Origin of the sequence: Synechococcus sp. R60.1 (assembly GCF_047461835.1) — a bacterium.
In the GTDB taxonomy this organism is placed as follows: Bacteria; Cyanobacteriota; Cyanobacteriia; order Thermostichales; family Thermostichaceae; genus Thermostichus.
The window spans coordinates 13,266-29,112 of the sequence record NZ_JANSIA010000029.1 but is presented as its reverse complement, the minus strand read 5'-3'; the positions used below and the strand labels follow the sequence as shown (position 1 = coordinate 29,112).

Below are 15,847 nucleotides of genomic sequence, written 5' to 3'. Positions count from 1 at the left end.
GTTGACCACCTGTCAACAAGAGCGGGTGGCTGCGGCCATTGCTGAAATCCTCTCAGAAAAAACCTGCCCGTAGCACTCAGTTATGTCTGCCTTATGGTCATTTCGATTCAAACTAGAACACTGCACCCACGCCCACAGTCATTTTAAATAAGAATGAAACGAAATGAAACATTTCCATCCCATTGCTTCCCAACTCCCCTCTCCCTCTGGGAAGAGGACTGGGGGTGATCTCGGAAGCGGTATGGAGCGCTTGGGGATTGTCTCAATCCAGCTTGAAAGGACTACAAATGGCCAAAAAACGAAGTCTCCAGACCCGTCCTCCCAGTGCGGCGGAAGGAAGCCAGCAGGGTGTCAATTCTGGGACTCGACCGGCTGCGGCGGCTGCCATTTCAGCACCAAGGTAGAAAGTTGCGGCAGGCAGAGCTCGAGGGAGTAGGGCAAGTTGTGGTAGGCCCAGTCGTCTGTCCACTTGCCCCCCAAATTGCCTACCCCGCTGCCCCAAAACTCCACAGCATCGCTGTTGAGCAGCTCTCGATAAAAACCTCGTTCCGGTACCCCAATGCGGTAATTGGGCCAGACCACCGGCGTGAAGTTACAAACCACCACCACCCACTCACTGGGATCCTCCCCATAGCGGATGAAGGAAACAATGCCGCGATGGTCGCTGCAGTCAATCCAGCGGAACCCTTCTGGCTTGGTGTCTTGGGTATACAGGGCAGGTTCGGAGCGCAACAGGTGATTCAGGCTGGCCACATAGTGGCGCAACTTGGCGTGGGGTTCATACTGCAGCAGCTCCCAGTCCAGATCTGCCCAAACATTCCACTCATTCCACTGGCCAAACTCCATGCTCATGAACAAGGTTTTCTTGCCAGGGTGGGTGAACATGTAGCCATACAAAGCCCGCAGACTGGCGAACTTATGCCAATGATCCCCCGGCATTTTGCCCAACATGTGGCTCTTGCCATGCACCACCTCATCATGAGAAAAGGCCAGCATGTAATTTTCGCTGAAGGCATACATGAGGCTGAAGGTGACCAAATGGGGATGGAACTGGCGGAACCAGGGATCCATGTGGAAATAATCCAACATGTCGTGCATCCAACCCATGTTCCACTTCAAGTTGAAGCCCAGCCCGCCCACATGGGTTGGCCAAGTTACCATCGGCCAAGCAGTAGATTCTTCGGCAATGGAAAGCGCACCGGGGTTGTATTTGAAAATGAGGGTATTGAGCTGCCGGAAAAAGTCGATGGCTTCGAGGTGTTCCCGCCCGCCGTAGGGATTGGGGATCCAGTCTTTGCGGTCATAATCCAGATAAAGCATCGAGGCCACCGCATCCACCCGGATCCCGTCGATGTGGTATTTCTCGAACCAAAAAAGGGCATTGGCCACCAGATAATTGCGCACCTCGTTGCGGCCATAATTAAAAACCAAAGTGCCCCAGCCTTTGTGCTCACCTTTGCGAGGGTCGGCGTATTCGTACAGGTGAGTACCGTCGAAAAAAGCCAGCCCATGCCCATCTTTGGGGAAATGCCCAGGCACCCAATCGACAATCACGCCGATCCCGGCTTGGTGGGCCCGATCGACAAAATACATAAAGTCTTGCGGGGATCCATAGCGGGATGTCACGGCATAGTAGCCGATCACCTGATAGCCCCAAGAGCCATCGAAGGGGTGTTCTGCCACCGGCAACAGCTCGATGTGGGTAAAGCCCAGCTCCTTCACATAGGGGATCAATTTGTCCGCCAGCTCGCGGTAGGTGAGGAAGCGAGTATTGGGCTTTTGGTCCACCAGCACACTTTGCCCTTCGGCAGGTGGATCTTCAGCCGAGGCGTGCATCCAGGATCCCAGATGCACCTCATAAACCGAAATCGGCGAGCGCAGGGGATCGGTGGCGGCGCGTTTTTCCAGCCAGGCTTGGTCGTGCCAGGTGTAGGTGTTGAGGTCGGCTACGATGGAGCCGGTTTTGGGGCGCACCTCCTGTTGAAAGCCATAGGGATCCGATTTTTCGTAGATATCCCCCCAGGAAGTTTTCACCTCGTACTTGTAGATGGCGCCTGGCCCTATGCCGGGGATGAACACCGCCCAGATGCCGCTTTCGCCCAGCCGCTTCATCTGGTGTTGACGCCCGTCCCAGTGGTTAAAATCGCCGATAACGCTGACGTTGCGGGCGTTGGGAGCCCAGACGGCGAAATGCACCCCCTTCACCCCATCCACCGTGATGAGATGGGCGCCCAGCTTGTCGTAAATGCGGTGGTGATTCCCCTCGTTGAACAAGTAGCGATCCAGCTCGCCAATGTGGTTGACCTTCTCCAAGGGAAAGCGGTAGGGATCCTCCCATTCTTCCAAGTGTTCCCCTTGGGGATCCCAGACCCGTTGGGCCCGCAAAAAATAGTCCGGCAGAGGGGTTCCCGGCTCAAAGCGCAGCTCGAATAGCGTTTCCGGGTGCAGCGGCTGCATCGGGTAAGCCTGTCCAGTGGCGCGTTCCACCAGCCAAACCTGCCGAGCATTGGGCACAAGGGCGCGCACCAACCCAAAGGATTTCCCGGCCTCTTCTATCTGCTGGGGGCCCAAAACGGCATAGGGATCCTGCCATTGGTTGGAAACAAACTGACCCACTTGTTCGGCAGACAGGAGAAAGCCCATCGGGAACCCTCAGTAAATGACCATTCTAGTCTAGCGGTGGCTGACCCCCAGTTTGCGCTGTCAGCTCCAGGCCCGCCTCCAGGCAAAGAATCCCTGCAAGAAGTTCTGCAGGCGGGGGTTGGTGGCCAATTGTTGCCTGCGGTGCTGCAGGGCCGCCTTGGCGTTCACCTCCGAGCGGGTGGGGTAGATGTGGATCCCGGTCAGGGCAGAGACGGGCAGCCGCCGGCTCATGGCCAAAACCACTTCATGAATCAGCTCTCCCGCCTGGGATCCCACCAGGTGCGCCCCCAAAATCTGGCCGTTGCGTCGACAGATCAATTTGGCAAAGCCCAGGGGGGCGGCTTCTGCCTGGGCCCGATCCACATCGGCAAACTCCTGTTTGAGCACCACCACATCCTTGCCGTATTGCTGCCGGGCTTCGCTTTCGGTGAGGCCCACACGGGCCAGCTCCGGCTCGGTGAAGATGGCCCAGGGAATGACACGATAACGCGCTTGGCTGAGGGGGAAAAACAGGGCATTGACCAGGGCCACTGCCCCTTCGTAGGCCGCCACATGGGTAAATTGCGGCCCGCCGATGACATCCCCACAGGCGTAGATGCGGGGATTGCGGGTTTGCAGCTTGGCATTCACCTGGATCCCTTGGGGGGTGTACTGCACGCCGGCGGCTTCTAGACCCAGCCCTTCCACGTTCGGGATCCGACCGGCGGCCACCAAAATCGCTTCTGCACGGATCACTTGATCACCTGCAGCGGCGGTGCCTGCCCCGGAATTGGCCTTTAGGGAAAGCAGCTTTGCCCCTTGCTCTTGGCCAACTGCTGTGGCGCGTACCCGGGTGAGGATGCGGATCCCATCTTGGGCCAACTGTTGCTGCACCACCTGGGCGGCTTCGGGATCCTCCTTGGTCAAGATGCGCTCGCGGCTGGCAATGAGGGTCACCTCGGATCCCAGACGGGCCAGAGCTTGGCTCAACTCGCAGCCTACCGGCCCCGCCCCTATCACCGCCACCGATTTGGGCAAGCGGGTCAAGTCAAAGATCGATTCGTTGGTCAGATAGCCCGCCTCGGCCAAGCCTGGCAAGGGGGGAACCCAAGGACGGGATCCGGTGGCGATGACAAAAGCCCGCGCCTGTACCTGCCGTCCTGCCACCTCAAAGGTGCGCCCATCCACAAAGTGGCCCTTGGCAAACACCAGTTCCACCCCCAGTTGGCGGAAGCGATCTGGCGAATCGGCGTGGTTGGCGATGTAGCTCTGGGCAGAGCGAATGTGTTCGTACACCTTGAGGTAATCCACCGCGATCCCTGCTGGGCCGGGGAGAGTCACCCAACCGGCAGCAATGGCCTGGCGCATCCGATGGACGGTATGGGCCACGTGAAGAAGGGCTTTGCTGGGCACACAGCCATACCAGAGACAATCTCCGCCCAGGCGGTCGCTGCCTTCCACCAGCAGCACCTTGGCCTTCAGTTGGGCAGCAGCGCTGGCCACCACCAGACCCGCCGCACCGGCGCCGATGACCACAATATCGTAGGGGACAGGCATGGCTTGTTCTGAACAAAAACATCGGGCAAGGGATAGCACCATCCTATGTCTTGAGTAGGCCGGGGGTAGGCTGGGAGAAGTCCTTGCCAAAGGATCCCTTTCTGCATGGGAGAAGAACTTGTTAGAGTGGGACGGATGGATCCCTTGCAAGCTGGGTTGATCCGTCTGTTCTACTTTTCAGGTTTTGGGGACTTATGACTATTCTGCTGCCGAGCGAACCTATCCTGGCCGTGAGCATCTTCGGCATGGGCCTGCCAGAGCTGGCCGTGATTGGGGTGATCGCGGTGGTCGTGTTTGGCCCCAAGAAGCTACCGGAGTTGGGCAGCGCCTTTGGCAAAGCGTTGCGGAGTTTCAAACAAGAGATGAACAACCCCAGCAGCGATGACGAGCCTGCCGGCACGGAAAAGGTGGAGAAGGTGGTGGAGAAGGATGCCGCCTGAGGGTCGCGGAGAGGGGTGGGATCCCAACTCCTGCAAGGGGCCTGCTGCCGGAACTGTTGAGAGGGGGGATCCAAGCCAGCTTTGGATGAGAGGTGAAGTCAGCTCGCAAGGGAGCCGGCTCCAGGGCTAGTGTATAGTTCTGGAAAGTTCCCCAGCCTAGTGCTACCGGCTGAGCCAAAATCAGCCCGGATAGGCCCATCGGATGCCCCAGAGGTGGTATGGCTGAGCTGACCGATTTCGAGTTGATGCGCCAGATCCAACTGCGGGATCGCCGCAGCCACTTCTTGCTCAAGGATCGCTATCGGAAGCGCCTGCTGGATATTGCCTTGGCCATTCTCAAGCAACCTCACCAGGCAGAAGAGGTGGTGCGGCAGGTGTTTGAGTTTTGCTGGAAACACGCCGATGCCTTTGACCTGCAGCGGGATCGCTCGGTGGCCCTGTGGCTCTACGAGTTGACGGCCTTTCAAGCCAGGGAACGGCTGCGGCGTTGGGCTTGGCTACCTGCCCCCCTCTCCATTCAAACCTCAGCCCCTCTGGGGCCGCGACGTCTCCTTTGGGGCAGCCTGGCAGTGCTGGGGATCTACGCGGTAGCCATAACAGCGGCCTACTGGCGGCTGCGCTGGCAGTGGGGATCCCCCATCGAGGGAGAGTCGGTGGCAGTTCAACGGCTCTACCAAGAGTGGCAACGACAGCCGCAAGTGCAGCGAACCCTGCTGCGGGATCCCAGCTTCAGCACTCCCCTGTTGGTGCAAGCCCTCTGGTCGCCCCATGCCAAGCAGGTGCTGCTCTTGGCCTCGGAGATGGCTCCCGCCCCCCCAGGGAGCACCTATCAACTGTGGCTGGAGTCGGAGATCCAGGGAGGGGGACGACTGCTGGAAAACGCCGGCACTTTTGCCGTCAACGGGGAAGGATCCCTGCAATGGCTCAGTCAACCCCTCCATTCTGAGCAGCCGACCCGCCTTCTCGTCACCCTTGAACCGGCAGGAGGAAGCGAATCCCCCACAGGCCCGCCTCTGCTGCAGAGCAGTTTCTGGATCCCTGCCGACCAGCCATGATCAGGAGAGATTGGGGGATAACTGGGGGGCTTGTCTCCCGCTTTTGCGCCGCTTAGCATGGGATCCCCGCAAGCGCACCTTGAGACGGTAGCGAACAGTTTCATGCACAACTTTGTAGGAAGCATCCACACCGTGGGTTTCCCGCAGCCATTCGCGAATGTCGCTGTAGGTACGGAATCGGCCAGGCTGATGCAGCTCCTGCTTGAGGATTTCCAAAACCGGCTTGGGGATGAGGGGTTTGCGCCCTTGGTTGCGGGGCACCGTCAACATGCCCTCTAGCCCCCTGGCCTTGTAGCGTTGAAACCATCGAAAAATCGTTGAGATGTCCCGCCCCAGAATTTCAGCCAAGCCTGTCATCGTCTTGACTTTCCCAATCTTGAGCAGGTAAAGAGCTTGAACCCGCTCCTTCCCGGTCGGTGTGGACTGCTTGCCAAGTAGAGATTTGAGCTCTTCAGCCGATTCCTGAATGTCGAGCTTGAGGACTCCAGCCATGTTGGGGCGTCGCAGAACAGCGTTGAATTCGTTGCCTGGCGGAGAGTCTACCACAGTAACTTGGGGTTTTGGAAGTTGTTCGTGAAGTTTGCCTGGGCATCTCTTGACGTTTACAGAATCTCCAGCTGAAAAATCTCCAACAGGCCACCCTTGTCGCTTTTCAGGATAGGCGGGCAAGGGATCCCCTCTAGGGCGGCAGGCCGTGGCTGTAGGAGTGGCTGTAGGATCAGAGGGCAAGCTTGCCGACGCTGCACTATGGTTCTTCGCAAGTATCTTGCAGGAGAGGGGCTGCGTTGGTTTCGACTGGCCCTGCAGTTGCAAGGATCGGTTGTACCGGCAGTGCTTCCCCGCGCCTTTATCTGCGGCTTGGCCGGGGTGCTGGTTTCGGTTCTGTATAAGTTGGGGCTGCCCCTGGCGCTGTCGTCCTTGGTGGCGTTTGTGCCCAACATCGTTTTGGGTTTGATGCTAGTGTTTCGGACAAACACCGCCTACGAACGGTTCTGGGAGGGGCGGAAAGCCTGGGGATCCGTGGTGAATGACGTGCGCAATTTGGCCCGCCTGATTTGGGTAGCCATTGAAGAAAAGCAGCCCGGCGACCGGGAAGAGAAGATCCAAACTCTATATCTGTTGCCCGCCTTTGCCATGGCCATGAAGCAGCACTTGCGCCAGGAACCTTTGCTGGATGAGATTCAGCCCCTCCTCAGCCCGGAGCAGTTGCAACGTCTCCAAAGCCTCAACCATCCCCCTTTGCAGATTGCCTTTTGGATTGGAGATTATCTGCAGCGCCAATACCAAAAGGGCCGCGTTGAGGTCTACCAGCTCACGATCATGGTGGAGCGGCTCAACAGCATGGTGGATGCGCTGGGGGCCTGTGAGCGCATTCTCATGACCCCAATGCCCATGGCTTATGCCCTGCACTTGAAGCAGTTGTTATTGCTCTACTGTTTATCTTTGCCGTTTCAGATGGTGGAAGGTTTGGGTTGGATGACCGGCCCCATTGTGGGATGGCTGAGCTTTATGTTGTTTGGCGTTGAAGAGATCGGCATCGAAATTGAAAACCCCTTCGGCCGGGATCCCAATGATCTGCCCCTCGATAACATTTGCAACAAGATGAAGCACAATATTGCGGATTTGATCAATTCCACTTAGGGAACTCTCGCCGTTCTGGATGGCAGGGCAGCTGCCCATTTCAGATCCTCAGCCGGCACCTACCCCTAGTGGAGATAGCCGGGGCGAACCCGATGATTGAGAGGAAGGGATCCCTATATCTTGGGTAGGGAACAAGATGGGTTTGCTAAACTGTGGACAATTTGCCGAGGTGCTCTGGGGATGGCCTGCTCAACCTGCACATTTTTACACCTGGCCGATGTGCATCTGGGCTATGACCGCTACGACAGCCCGGAGCGGAGCAAGGACTTCTTTTTGGCTTTTCGGGATGTTGTCCGGCGCTATGCCATTCAGGATCCGGTGGACTTTGTGCTCATCGCCGGAGATCTGTTCGAGCATCGGCAGATTCAGCCCGGCGTTCTCAACCAAGCCCAGATCGTCTTGCGGGAGCTGCAGCAGGCCGGGATTCCGGTGTTGGCCATCGAGGGCAACCACGACAACCGTCCCTATGGCGTGAAAACCAGTTGGCTGAGGTACTTGGCCGATCACGGGGAGTTGATCCTGCTGGAGCCGGAAGCAGGGGAAGAGGGCCTGGAGTTGCGTCCCTGGGCGGGTGGGCGGGGGGGCTACCTAGACCTGCCCTGTGGGGTGCGGGTGATCGGATCCCAGTGGTACGGATCGGCAGCTCCCAGGTCGATTGAGCAGTTGGCGGCGGCCATTCGACGGTTGCCCCCCGGCCCAGAACGGGTGGTGTTGATGTTCCACCATGGTCTAGAAGGCCAAATTGCCCGTTACCAAGGTGCTTTGCGCTACCGGGATCTGTTGCCCTTGCGGGAGGCGGGAGTGGGCTACCTGGCCTTGGGACACATTCACAAAAGCTATTCCGAGGGGGGGTGGATCTTCAATCCGGGATCCCTGGAGGCCAACAGCATCGCCGAATGGGACTTCCAACGAGGGGCCTACCGCGTCCGCTGGGGAGATGGCCCGCCACAAGCGGAGTTGGTACAGGATTACCATCAGCGGCCTCGTCGCCGGCTCTATCTGGAGGCCAAGGGCAGAGAAACCCCCGAACAAATTGCCGCAGCAGCCATTGCCCTGGCCAAGGGATCCCGCCTTCAGGAAAGTGAGATGGAGCCGATGGTGGAGTTGCGGCTGGTGGGACAGGTGGGGTTCGCCAAGCATGAGCTGGATAGCCGCGCCCTACAGTGTCAAATTCAGCAGCTTACCGGCGCCTTGCTGGTTCTGTTTCGTTTTGAGGCCAATACTTTAGAGCTCGGGTCGGCTGCCCTTTCCTTGGAAGAAGAGGGGCAGAGGCTACAAATCGAAGAGAAAATCTACAGGGATCTGCTGAGCAGCCATGCCCACTACCGCAAACGCAGTGAAGAGCTAGCGCGGCTGCTTCTGGATCTTAAAGAAAAGGTTTTGGATGGGCAAGGAGAATCGGAAGTGTATGCTCACCTAAGGGGAGCTTTTTGGGGAGCAGAAGACTGATTATGCGGATCCTCTCTCTCGCTTTACAAAACTTCAAATCTCATGAGGATGCCGTCTTCACGTTTGAGCCAGGTATTAACGCCATTTGCGGAGAAAACGGAGCGGGCAAGACCAGCATTTTGGAAGCCATTGCCTGGGTTTTGTTCGACTACTGCCCCTACAGCCAAGAAGAAATCATTCGCTCCGGGGCCAACGACGCAGTGGTGACTGTGCAATTTATCTCCCAATGGGATCAGCGCACCTACGATGTTCGCCGCAGCGTCACGCAGGGATATCGTCTCTTTGATCCCCAGCTGAAGCAGCGCCTAGAGTATGAGCGCAAGTCCGATGTGCTGCCGTGGCTGAGGCAACATTTGGGCGTACCTGCCGGTACCGACCTGGCGCGGCTCTTTGCCACAACGATTGGGGTGCCCCAAGGGACTTTCACGGCAGACTTTCTCAAAACCGGTCGAGATCGCAAAGAAGTTTTCGATCGCATCTTAAAGGTGGAAGAGTACCAGCAGGTAGCCAAAGACCTGTTGGCGGTCGAAAAATACAGCGAGGCGCAGATTCAGGCCATTCATCATCAAATTGAATTGCTCCATCAACAGCTACAGGAGTGGGATCCGCTCCAAGCAGAGCGGCAGAAAATCCAACAAGAACTGAGTTATTGGCAAGAGCGCTTGAGTCAATCGATCCACACTCTGGATCAGGTTAAGCTTGAGATCGAGCGACTGGAGAAATGGCTTGAGCAAATCCAAACTTTAGATCACCAGATTGCCCAACTGGAGCAAAAGGGATCCCTGCTTCAGGTATCTCTTGAGCAGGCAGAAAAGTTATGGGCAGAGGCCAGGCAAGCTCAAGCGCAGCAACAGCAATACTGGGAGGGATCTCAGCATTTTTTGGCCACAGAAGCTCGCTTGCGGGAGCTGGAAAAACAGCAACAGCAACGCTTGGAGTGGCTGAAACAGCGGGATGCTTTGCTCTCGCAAAAGCAGCATATCGAAAACCAATTGGCAAGACTTCAAGAAAAGTTAAGCCAACAGCAGCGCTGGAAGCAGGAGCTAGAGGAGCTAACCCCGCAAATTCAGGCCCAAGAGGAGCTAGAGCGTCAGCAGACCTATTGGACTCAACAGCTCAACACGTTGCTACACCTGCACCGCGAATGGGAACAGATCCAGGCAGAATGGACAGCCCACGCCGAGCGCTGTCAACTGCTACAAAGCCGAGTGCAAGAAGCTGAACAGGCCCAGGCCATATGTCGGCAGCATCAATTGACCTACAACCGTTATTTGCAGTTGGAAACCCTCATTGCAGAGCAGGAAGCGCTGCGGCGAACCCGACAAACTTTACTGGCTCAACGGGAAACTTTGCAACATCAACTGCATCGATTGGAGCTGCAGGGATCCGAATATCAGCAACAACTCCAGATCTTCCAAAAAATGGAGGCGGAAAAACTTGAGCTGCAACCCCTGTGTGAACGGCAGGCCTCCCTGGAGCAGCGCCACTCCCAACTTGGCGAGAAGTTGGCTTCCTTTCAGGCTCTGCGCCTTGAACTCAAACAACGGGAAACGGAGCAGGAACAAGGCCAAGTCCAATTGCAACAACTGCAGCTCCAACTGAGACAACGGCAGGCGGATTTGGATCGGGTAGCCGCCATTCCTGCGCTCGAAACTCAACAGGAGCGATTGCAAACTCAGCTCAGCCGCATTGCCGCAGCTCGTCAATTTCAACAGGAGCTACAAGCCCTTTTTGAGCAGGGCTCGGATCAATTGGCTCAACACCATCACAGCATCCGGCAACTTCTGGACGAATTGGAAGCGCAGCGACACAACTATCCCCAACTTCAATCTCTGTGGCAGCGGATCCCAGAGGTACTCACTCGATCTTCAGCACTCAGCCAACAGTTGCTCCAGTCCATCCATCAGATTTTGCAGGATCTGGCTCCCCAAACTTCCGAGCCCCAACTTCGTCAGCAGTTGTCCAACATCCAAAAACAACTCAGGACTTTGCAACCCTTGCTCGGCCTAACCGCACAAATACCCGATTTACAAGCCCAAATTCAGCAACTGCTGCAGTTGCAAGCCGAACGACAAAGCAGAATTGATGATCTTCACTGGGATCTTGAGGCTGAGCCCACCTTCCTTCGGCAACAACAGGAAATTGGCCAGGCGCTGCAAGCTCTGGGGGATCCCAGAGGGCAAATCCAGCGCTTGGAAAGAGATCTCAGCCGCAAGTCTAGGGTTGAGCAAGAATATCAACAAATAGCGGCCCATGTTCAGCAACTCCAACAGCAGATACAAGCCCTAGAAGAGCAGCTGCAACCGCTTTCAGATCTGGATGAAAGAATTGCAGCTTTGCGGGAAGAACAAGGCCGGCACCGCAACAACTACGAGACCTTTATCCGCATGCAGCCTCTTGCCCAAAGTTTGCCCCGACGGCAAGATGAACTCCAAGCGGCCCAGTTGGCCCTAGATCAAATCCAGAAAGCCAAGCAAGAAAAACAAGCCCAGATCGACCGCTGGGAACAAACAGAGAGATCCAAAGATGACCTGCAAGCCCAAATTGAAAAAGCCGCCAAAACCTTAAAATCTCTGGGGGATCCCAGAAGCCAAGCCGAACGGCTCAAAGCAGAGTTAAAACAGGAAAAGCAATATTTACAAATGCAGGCCGACTGCCTGCAGCAGCTTCAGGATTTACAGGCCGCACTCAACCCTATCGAGGAGGCCCTATGCCAAACGGAGCATCTGGATCGAGAGCTGGGATCCCTGCAGGAAGAACGCGAACGATACCGTTTAGATCACGAGCGCTATCTGCAGGCGGAACCCATCGCCAAATTGCTTCCCCAACGGGAACAGGAACTGGCCGAGCTAAACGCCCAGCGGCAGCAACTGCAAACTCAGCTTTCCCAACTTCGCGCAGCACGGGATCCCTTAGCTGCTCTGTATCGACCGCAGGAGCATGAGCATCTTCGATCCCTTCTGCAGGCCACCGAAATTCAAAAAGCCGAAGCCCAGGCCCGACTGGAGAGCCTAGCTCCTCAACTGAGCAAAATTGAGGAAAAGTTGCGGCAATTGGAACAGACCAAGGCAAGCTTAAAGCAAGTCGAGGCAGAAAAAACTGAGAAAGAACGCCTACACCGCTTTATCAAGTTTAGCCGAGATACCTATAGAAAAGCCGGCCCTCAAATTACCCAATACTACCTGCAGCAGATCAACCATACTGCCGATCACCTCTTCCGAGAAATTCTCAACCGTCCCAACGTCACCCTGACCTGGGAAGCCGATTATGAGATCCGCGTTCAAGAAGCCGGCAGCCCCAAACGACGGTTTGCCAGCCTTTCCGGGGGAGAGCAAATGTCGGCGGCCTTGGCAGTGCGCTTGGCTTTACTCAAGGTGTTGGGACAACTAAATATTGCCTTTTTCGATGAGCCCACCACCAATATGGATACCCAACGGCGACAGCGGCTGGCAGAGGCTATTACCAACCTGCGATCTTTTGAGCAGCTGTTTGTCATCAGCCACGACGATACCTTTGAGCAAATGACAGAAAATGTTATTCGGGTGGAAAGGCACTCCGGATCCAAGTCGGTAGGGAGGGATCCCGCCTATGGTGTTTAGAGCCGACCGGATCCTGGCAGTGTTGCAGCAAAAGCGGGAGGCCTTTGCCACTTTTGATCAAAGGCTGTCGGAGCGCAGAGAATACTATAAGCAGGCTATGGAAAGCTTGCGCCAGTGGTCGAGCTTAGAGATTGCCGAAAAAATAGCTCCATTCCCTTTCCCAGGCGCTTTACCTACTGCAGAGTGGGATCGCTACTCCAATTGGAAGATCCCTTTTGAGCAGGAATGGGCCAATTACGAAGAAAGCCGCGATTGGGCGAAGTCGGTCATTGAAAATATTCCTACCTTTGCCGTAGATGGATCCCAGATTTATCCCAGCAAAGATCTGTCAATACCGGTGGCGCTGGTGCAAATCGGCTGGTATGAAAATTATCACTGCGCAGCAGGCTTGTACGAAAAAGACATCCAAGTGGATGTATTGACTCCAAGGGACCTGGGATCCGACAGCAGCGGCGAACCGAAAGAGCGAATGGTTAACATGCGCCGCTTTCAAATGGAAATCGAGAGACTTGTAGAATACATTCAAAAATCCCAACCGGGATCCCGAAAATTGGCCTTTTTGGACGGGGCGCTGGTGGCTACTTTTGCCGAAGTCTTCGAGCCAGAAAGCCAAGATTTCTATGTGCAGTGTTTGCTCCAGCTTTTGCGGGCCAGCGAGCAAAGCCGGATCCCTATCGTGGCCTACATAGACACCACCTACACTTCCGATTTGGTGGCGTTGCTGAAGCATTGTTTTGACCTACCCGAAGCTCCACAGCTTCACGATGCGCAACTGCTTAGTCCCTGGTTGGAGTGGGGGGATCGCACACCTTTTTTCATCTGTGCCCGCGGCGGCAGCCTCAACCCCCAAGATGGGATCCTCAACTCCTACCAAGAAATGCGGGAGCGAGTGGGGTTTGTTTACCTGCGCACCAATGACAACTTTCCGGCTCGCCTGGAAATACCCGTTTGGGTTTATGAGGCAGGACTGTTGGACTGGTTGGTGGATCTGGTTCGCTGTGAGGTGGTGATTGGGCGAGGTTATCCTTATGTGCTGGAGACAGCCGATCAAATAGCCGTTATTCGCAATGAGGATCGCAACCTTTTCTTGCGTCTCATGCAAGATTGGGCCGCTCGCGAAAAGCTGAACCTAAGGCTATCCCGGAAAACAGTAAGTAAATTACAGCGGAGACGAGTCCGATGAGATTGGGAAAGGTAGTTCGCTCCAACAATCACTGTGATTATGTGGTGCAGGTGGACGATGCTTTAGAAGTCAAAAATCCGCCGGCTCCTGATGACTATGGCTTCGGCAGCTTTGTCAAGCTAGAAAGCGACCGGCGACACTGGGCTGTAGGTCTGGTTTACAATACCCAACTCCTGAATCCGATGTTCCTCAATTCTGGGCCGCGCCTTTCCAGCCAGCCGGATCCCTATTTTTCCCCCGATCTGCAGAATGAGGTGCGCACGCTACTCTCGGTGGTCTTAATCGGGGCCTTGGATGAAGAGCGCCGCTGTGGCCGACAAGGGATCCCACGCGTGGTGGTGCCTGTAAACACGCCGGTTTTTCGCATGAGCCGGGAAGAGATCCTGCGCTTTCACCAGGATCCCCAAGGTCAAACCCAATTTTCCTACTATGGTTTGCTGCTGAGTAGCGGCGGCAACTTTGCCAATCATTTGATCTACCAAGTCTTGAACGACATTACGCCGATGTTTGCCGATCCAGCTCAACGGCGAGCTCTGCAAATCTTAAGCAAAGAATTGGCCTGGAAAATGACTGTAGGAGCGATGCGCTGATGCCCCAAAAAATCACCGTCAATGGCCACTACCCAGAAGCCACCCTCTCTCCAACTGAGGACTCTCCAGAGGTAATTGGCACCGTCAAAGGGCCTGGAGAAACCTCTAACCAATATGTTTTCATCACTTCCAATACCCAAGCGGTAAAGGTGGGCGATTTCGTCTACTACGAAGTCCAGGATCCCCAATCGCAAACGCTGCAAATCTTGGGTAAAATTAGCCAAGTTCAGCTCCTGGATCACATCCCCGATCGCATCTTTGCCGATACCGAAATCGATCCCAGCACCATTGTGGCTCTGGTGGGCTTCACCCATCCCAATCCGGAAATCTATGCGGTTACCGTCGAGGTCATCGGCTATTTCAATCAGAAGATGGGCTTTATTAACCCCCGCCGCGCTCCGGATCCCGGTGCCAAGGTTTTTCTGGCCTCCAATCGTCTGCTGAAATCGATTTTGAACAAACGAGATGAAACAGCCATTGGGGGTGCTCACTTGGGCAGCCTGTTGTTGCGCGATGAGGGAGCAGTGCCCGTAGTACTGGACGTCAAGGAAATGGTCAGCACCCATCTGGCCATTTTGGCGGGGACAGGATCCGGCAAATCTTATACAGCAGGGGTTTTGATTGAAGAGCTGCTTTTGCCCAAAAACCGAGCTGCCGTCCTCATTTTCGATCCCCACGGGGAATACCACACGCTGGCAGAAATGCAGTCCCACCCCAAGTTTTTTGGGGAAGATGGCTACCGACCCAAAGTCAAGGTTCTTTCACCGCAGGAAATTAAGATTCGTGTATCTTCTCTTAACTTCTTTGATATTCTGACCCTGCTGCCAGAGACCACTGACCGACAGAAATCTTTTCTGGAGAAAGCCTTTCGCAAAACAACTCAATTTAACCCGATCCGCTGGACGATTCAGGACTTAATCGATGCCGTAAACGAGGCTGATTCCGCAGAGGATGGATCCCAGGGATCCTCAGCCGCCGCTTTGGAGTGGAAATTAGAACAGATCGACCGTTCTCCCTATTTCGACAATTTGCAACACCTAGCTCCCAAAGACTTGTTTGAGCCGGGGCAGGTAACCATCCTGCAAATGCATGAGATCAGCCAAGAAGAACAGCAGGTGATCGCTGCTGCCATCTTGCGCCAGGCCAACTATGCTCGGATCAATACCCACAAAGGCAAGATCCAGCCGGGGGACGAAAATTACTTGCCCTATCCCGTCTTTATTCTGCTGGAAGAGGCCCATCGGTTTGCCCCTGCCCACGAGCCTTCCCGTTGCAAACAGGTGCTGCGCACCATCCTCAGCGAAGGACGCAAGTTTGGACTGGGAGTAGGGCTGATCACGCAACGCCCTGGCAAGTTGGACTCGGATATTCTGTCTCAATGCATGAGCCAATTTTTGATGCGAATTGTCAACCCCGCCGATCAGGAAAATTTGCGCCACAGTGTCGAGGCTGCCGGACGGGATCTGTTACAGGAATTGCCCGCCTTGAGCAAAGGTCAGGTGATCATCTCCGGGGTGTGCGTCAATACCCCTGTACTGTGCAAAGTGCGGCAGCGCTACACGCAGCATGGCGGCGAAACGTTGGATATTCTTGGCCTCTGGCAAAGGCATTCTCAAGAACACCACCAGCGGGATCGCTTGGCTCAGTCAGCCCCTCTCAAACCGCGTCCTCAACCTCAGGTAGTGGATGGACTCAGCATTGATTAGCAATG

General features: G+C 55.6%; 11 protein-coding genes. 8 read left to right on the top strand and 3 right to left on the bottom strand.

Annotation, left to right across the window (positions count from 1 at the left end; genetic code table 11):
* Positions 1-351 precede the first annotated feature (351 nt).
* Positions 352-2,643: a 1,4-alpha-glucan branching protein GlgB gene (gene glgB / locus NW834_RS05955; RefSeq protein ID WP_414419277.1), complete on the bottom strand. Its 2,292-nt coding sequence runs from the start codon at positions 2,641-2,643 to the stop codon at positions 352-354.
* A 60-nt stretch (positions 2,644-2,703) separates the two neighbouring features.
* Positions 2,704-4,179: a dihydrolipoyl dehydrogenase family protein gene (locus tag NW834_RS05950; protein ID WP_414419276.1), complete on the bottom strand. Its 1,476-nt coding sequence runs from the start codon at positions 4,177-4,179 to the stop codon at positions 2,704-2,706.
* A gap of 194 nt (positions 4,180-4,373) precedes the next feature.
* Here NW834_RS05950 and tatA point away from each other — a divergent pair, with 194 nt between their 5' ends.
* Together tatA and NW834_RS05940 are read left to right on the top strand one after the other, a co-directional pair.
* Entirely contained in the window at positions 4,374-4,619 is a 246-nt protein-coding gene (gene tatA, locus NW834_RS05945; RefSeq protein WP_011433563.1) for a twin-arginine translocase TatA/TatE family subunit, read from the top strand.
* Between the two features lie 218 nt (positions 4,620-4,837).
* Positions 4,838-5,674 (top strand): anti-sigma factor domain-containing protein, encoded by an 837-nt coding sequence (locus tag NW834_RS05940; RefSeq protein ID WP_414419275.1) that lies wholly within the window; start codon positions 4,838-4,840, stop codon positions 5,672-5,674.
* Here NW834_RS05940 and NW834_RS05935 read toward each other — a convergent pair whose 3' ends face one another.
* Entirely contained in the window at positions 5,675-6,166 is a 492-nt protein-coding gene (locus tag NW834_RS05935) for a helix-turn-helix domain-containing protein (protein WP_414426255.1), read from the bottom strand.
* 255 nt (positions 6,167-6,421) lie between these two features.
* Between NW834_RS05935 and NW834_RS05930 the strand changes: the two genes are divergently transcribed.
* The 6 genes from NW834_RS05930 (at position 6,422) to NW834_RS05905 (ending at position 15,842) form a co-directional block, all read left to right on the top strand.
* Entirely contained in the window at positions 6,422-7,315 is an 894-nt protein-coding gene (locus tag NW834_RS05930; protein WP_414419273.1) for a bestrophin family protein, read from the top strand.
* A 180-nt stretch (positions 7,316-7,495) separates the two neighbouring features.
* Positions 7,496-8,764, top strand: a complete 1,269-nt coding sequence (locus NW834_RS05925) for a metallophosphoesterase family protein (protein ID WP_414419272.1) — start codon at positions 7,496-7,498, stop codon at positions 8,762-8,764.
* 2 nt (positions 8,765-8,766) lie between these two features.
* A complete protein-coding gene (locus NW834_RS05920; protein WP_414419271.1) occupies positions 8,767-12,363 on the top strand; it encodes an AAA family ATPase in 3,597 nt (1,198 codons plus the stop codon).
* Positions 12,353-13,546, top strand: a complete 1,194-nt coding sequence (locus tag NW834_RS05915) for a DNA double-strand break repair nuclease NurA (RefSeq protein WP_414419270.1) — start codon at positions 12,353-12,355, stop codon at positions 13,544-13,546. The genes NW834_RS05920 and NW834_RS05915 overlap by 11 nt, the downstream gene beginning before the upstream one ends.
* Positions 13,543-14,136 (top strand): hypothetical protein, encoded by a 594-nt coding sequence (locus NW834_RS05910; protein WP_011433556.1) that lies wholly within the window; start codon positions 13,543-13,545, stop codon positions 14,134-14,136. Before NW834_RS05915 ends, NW834_RS05910 begins: the two co-directional genes overlap by 4 nt.
* On the top strand, positions 14,136-15,842 hold the full coding sequence (locus NW834_RS05905) for an ATP-binding protein (protein WP_414419269.1): 1,707 nt from the start codon (positions 14,136-14,138) through the stop codon (positions 15,840-15,842). Before NW834_RS05910 ends, NW834_RS05905 begins: the two co-directional genes overlap by 1 nt.
* Positions 15,843-15,847: the final 5 nt, after the last annotated feature.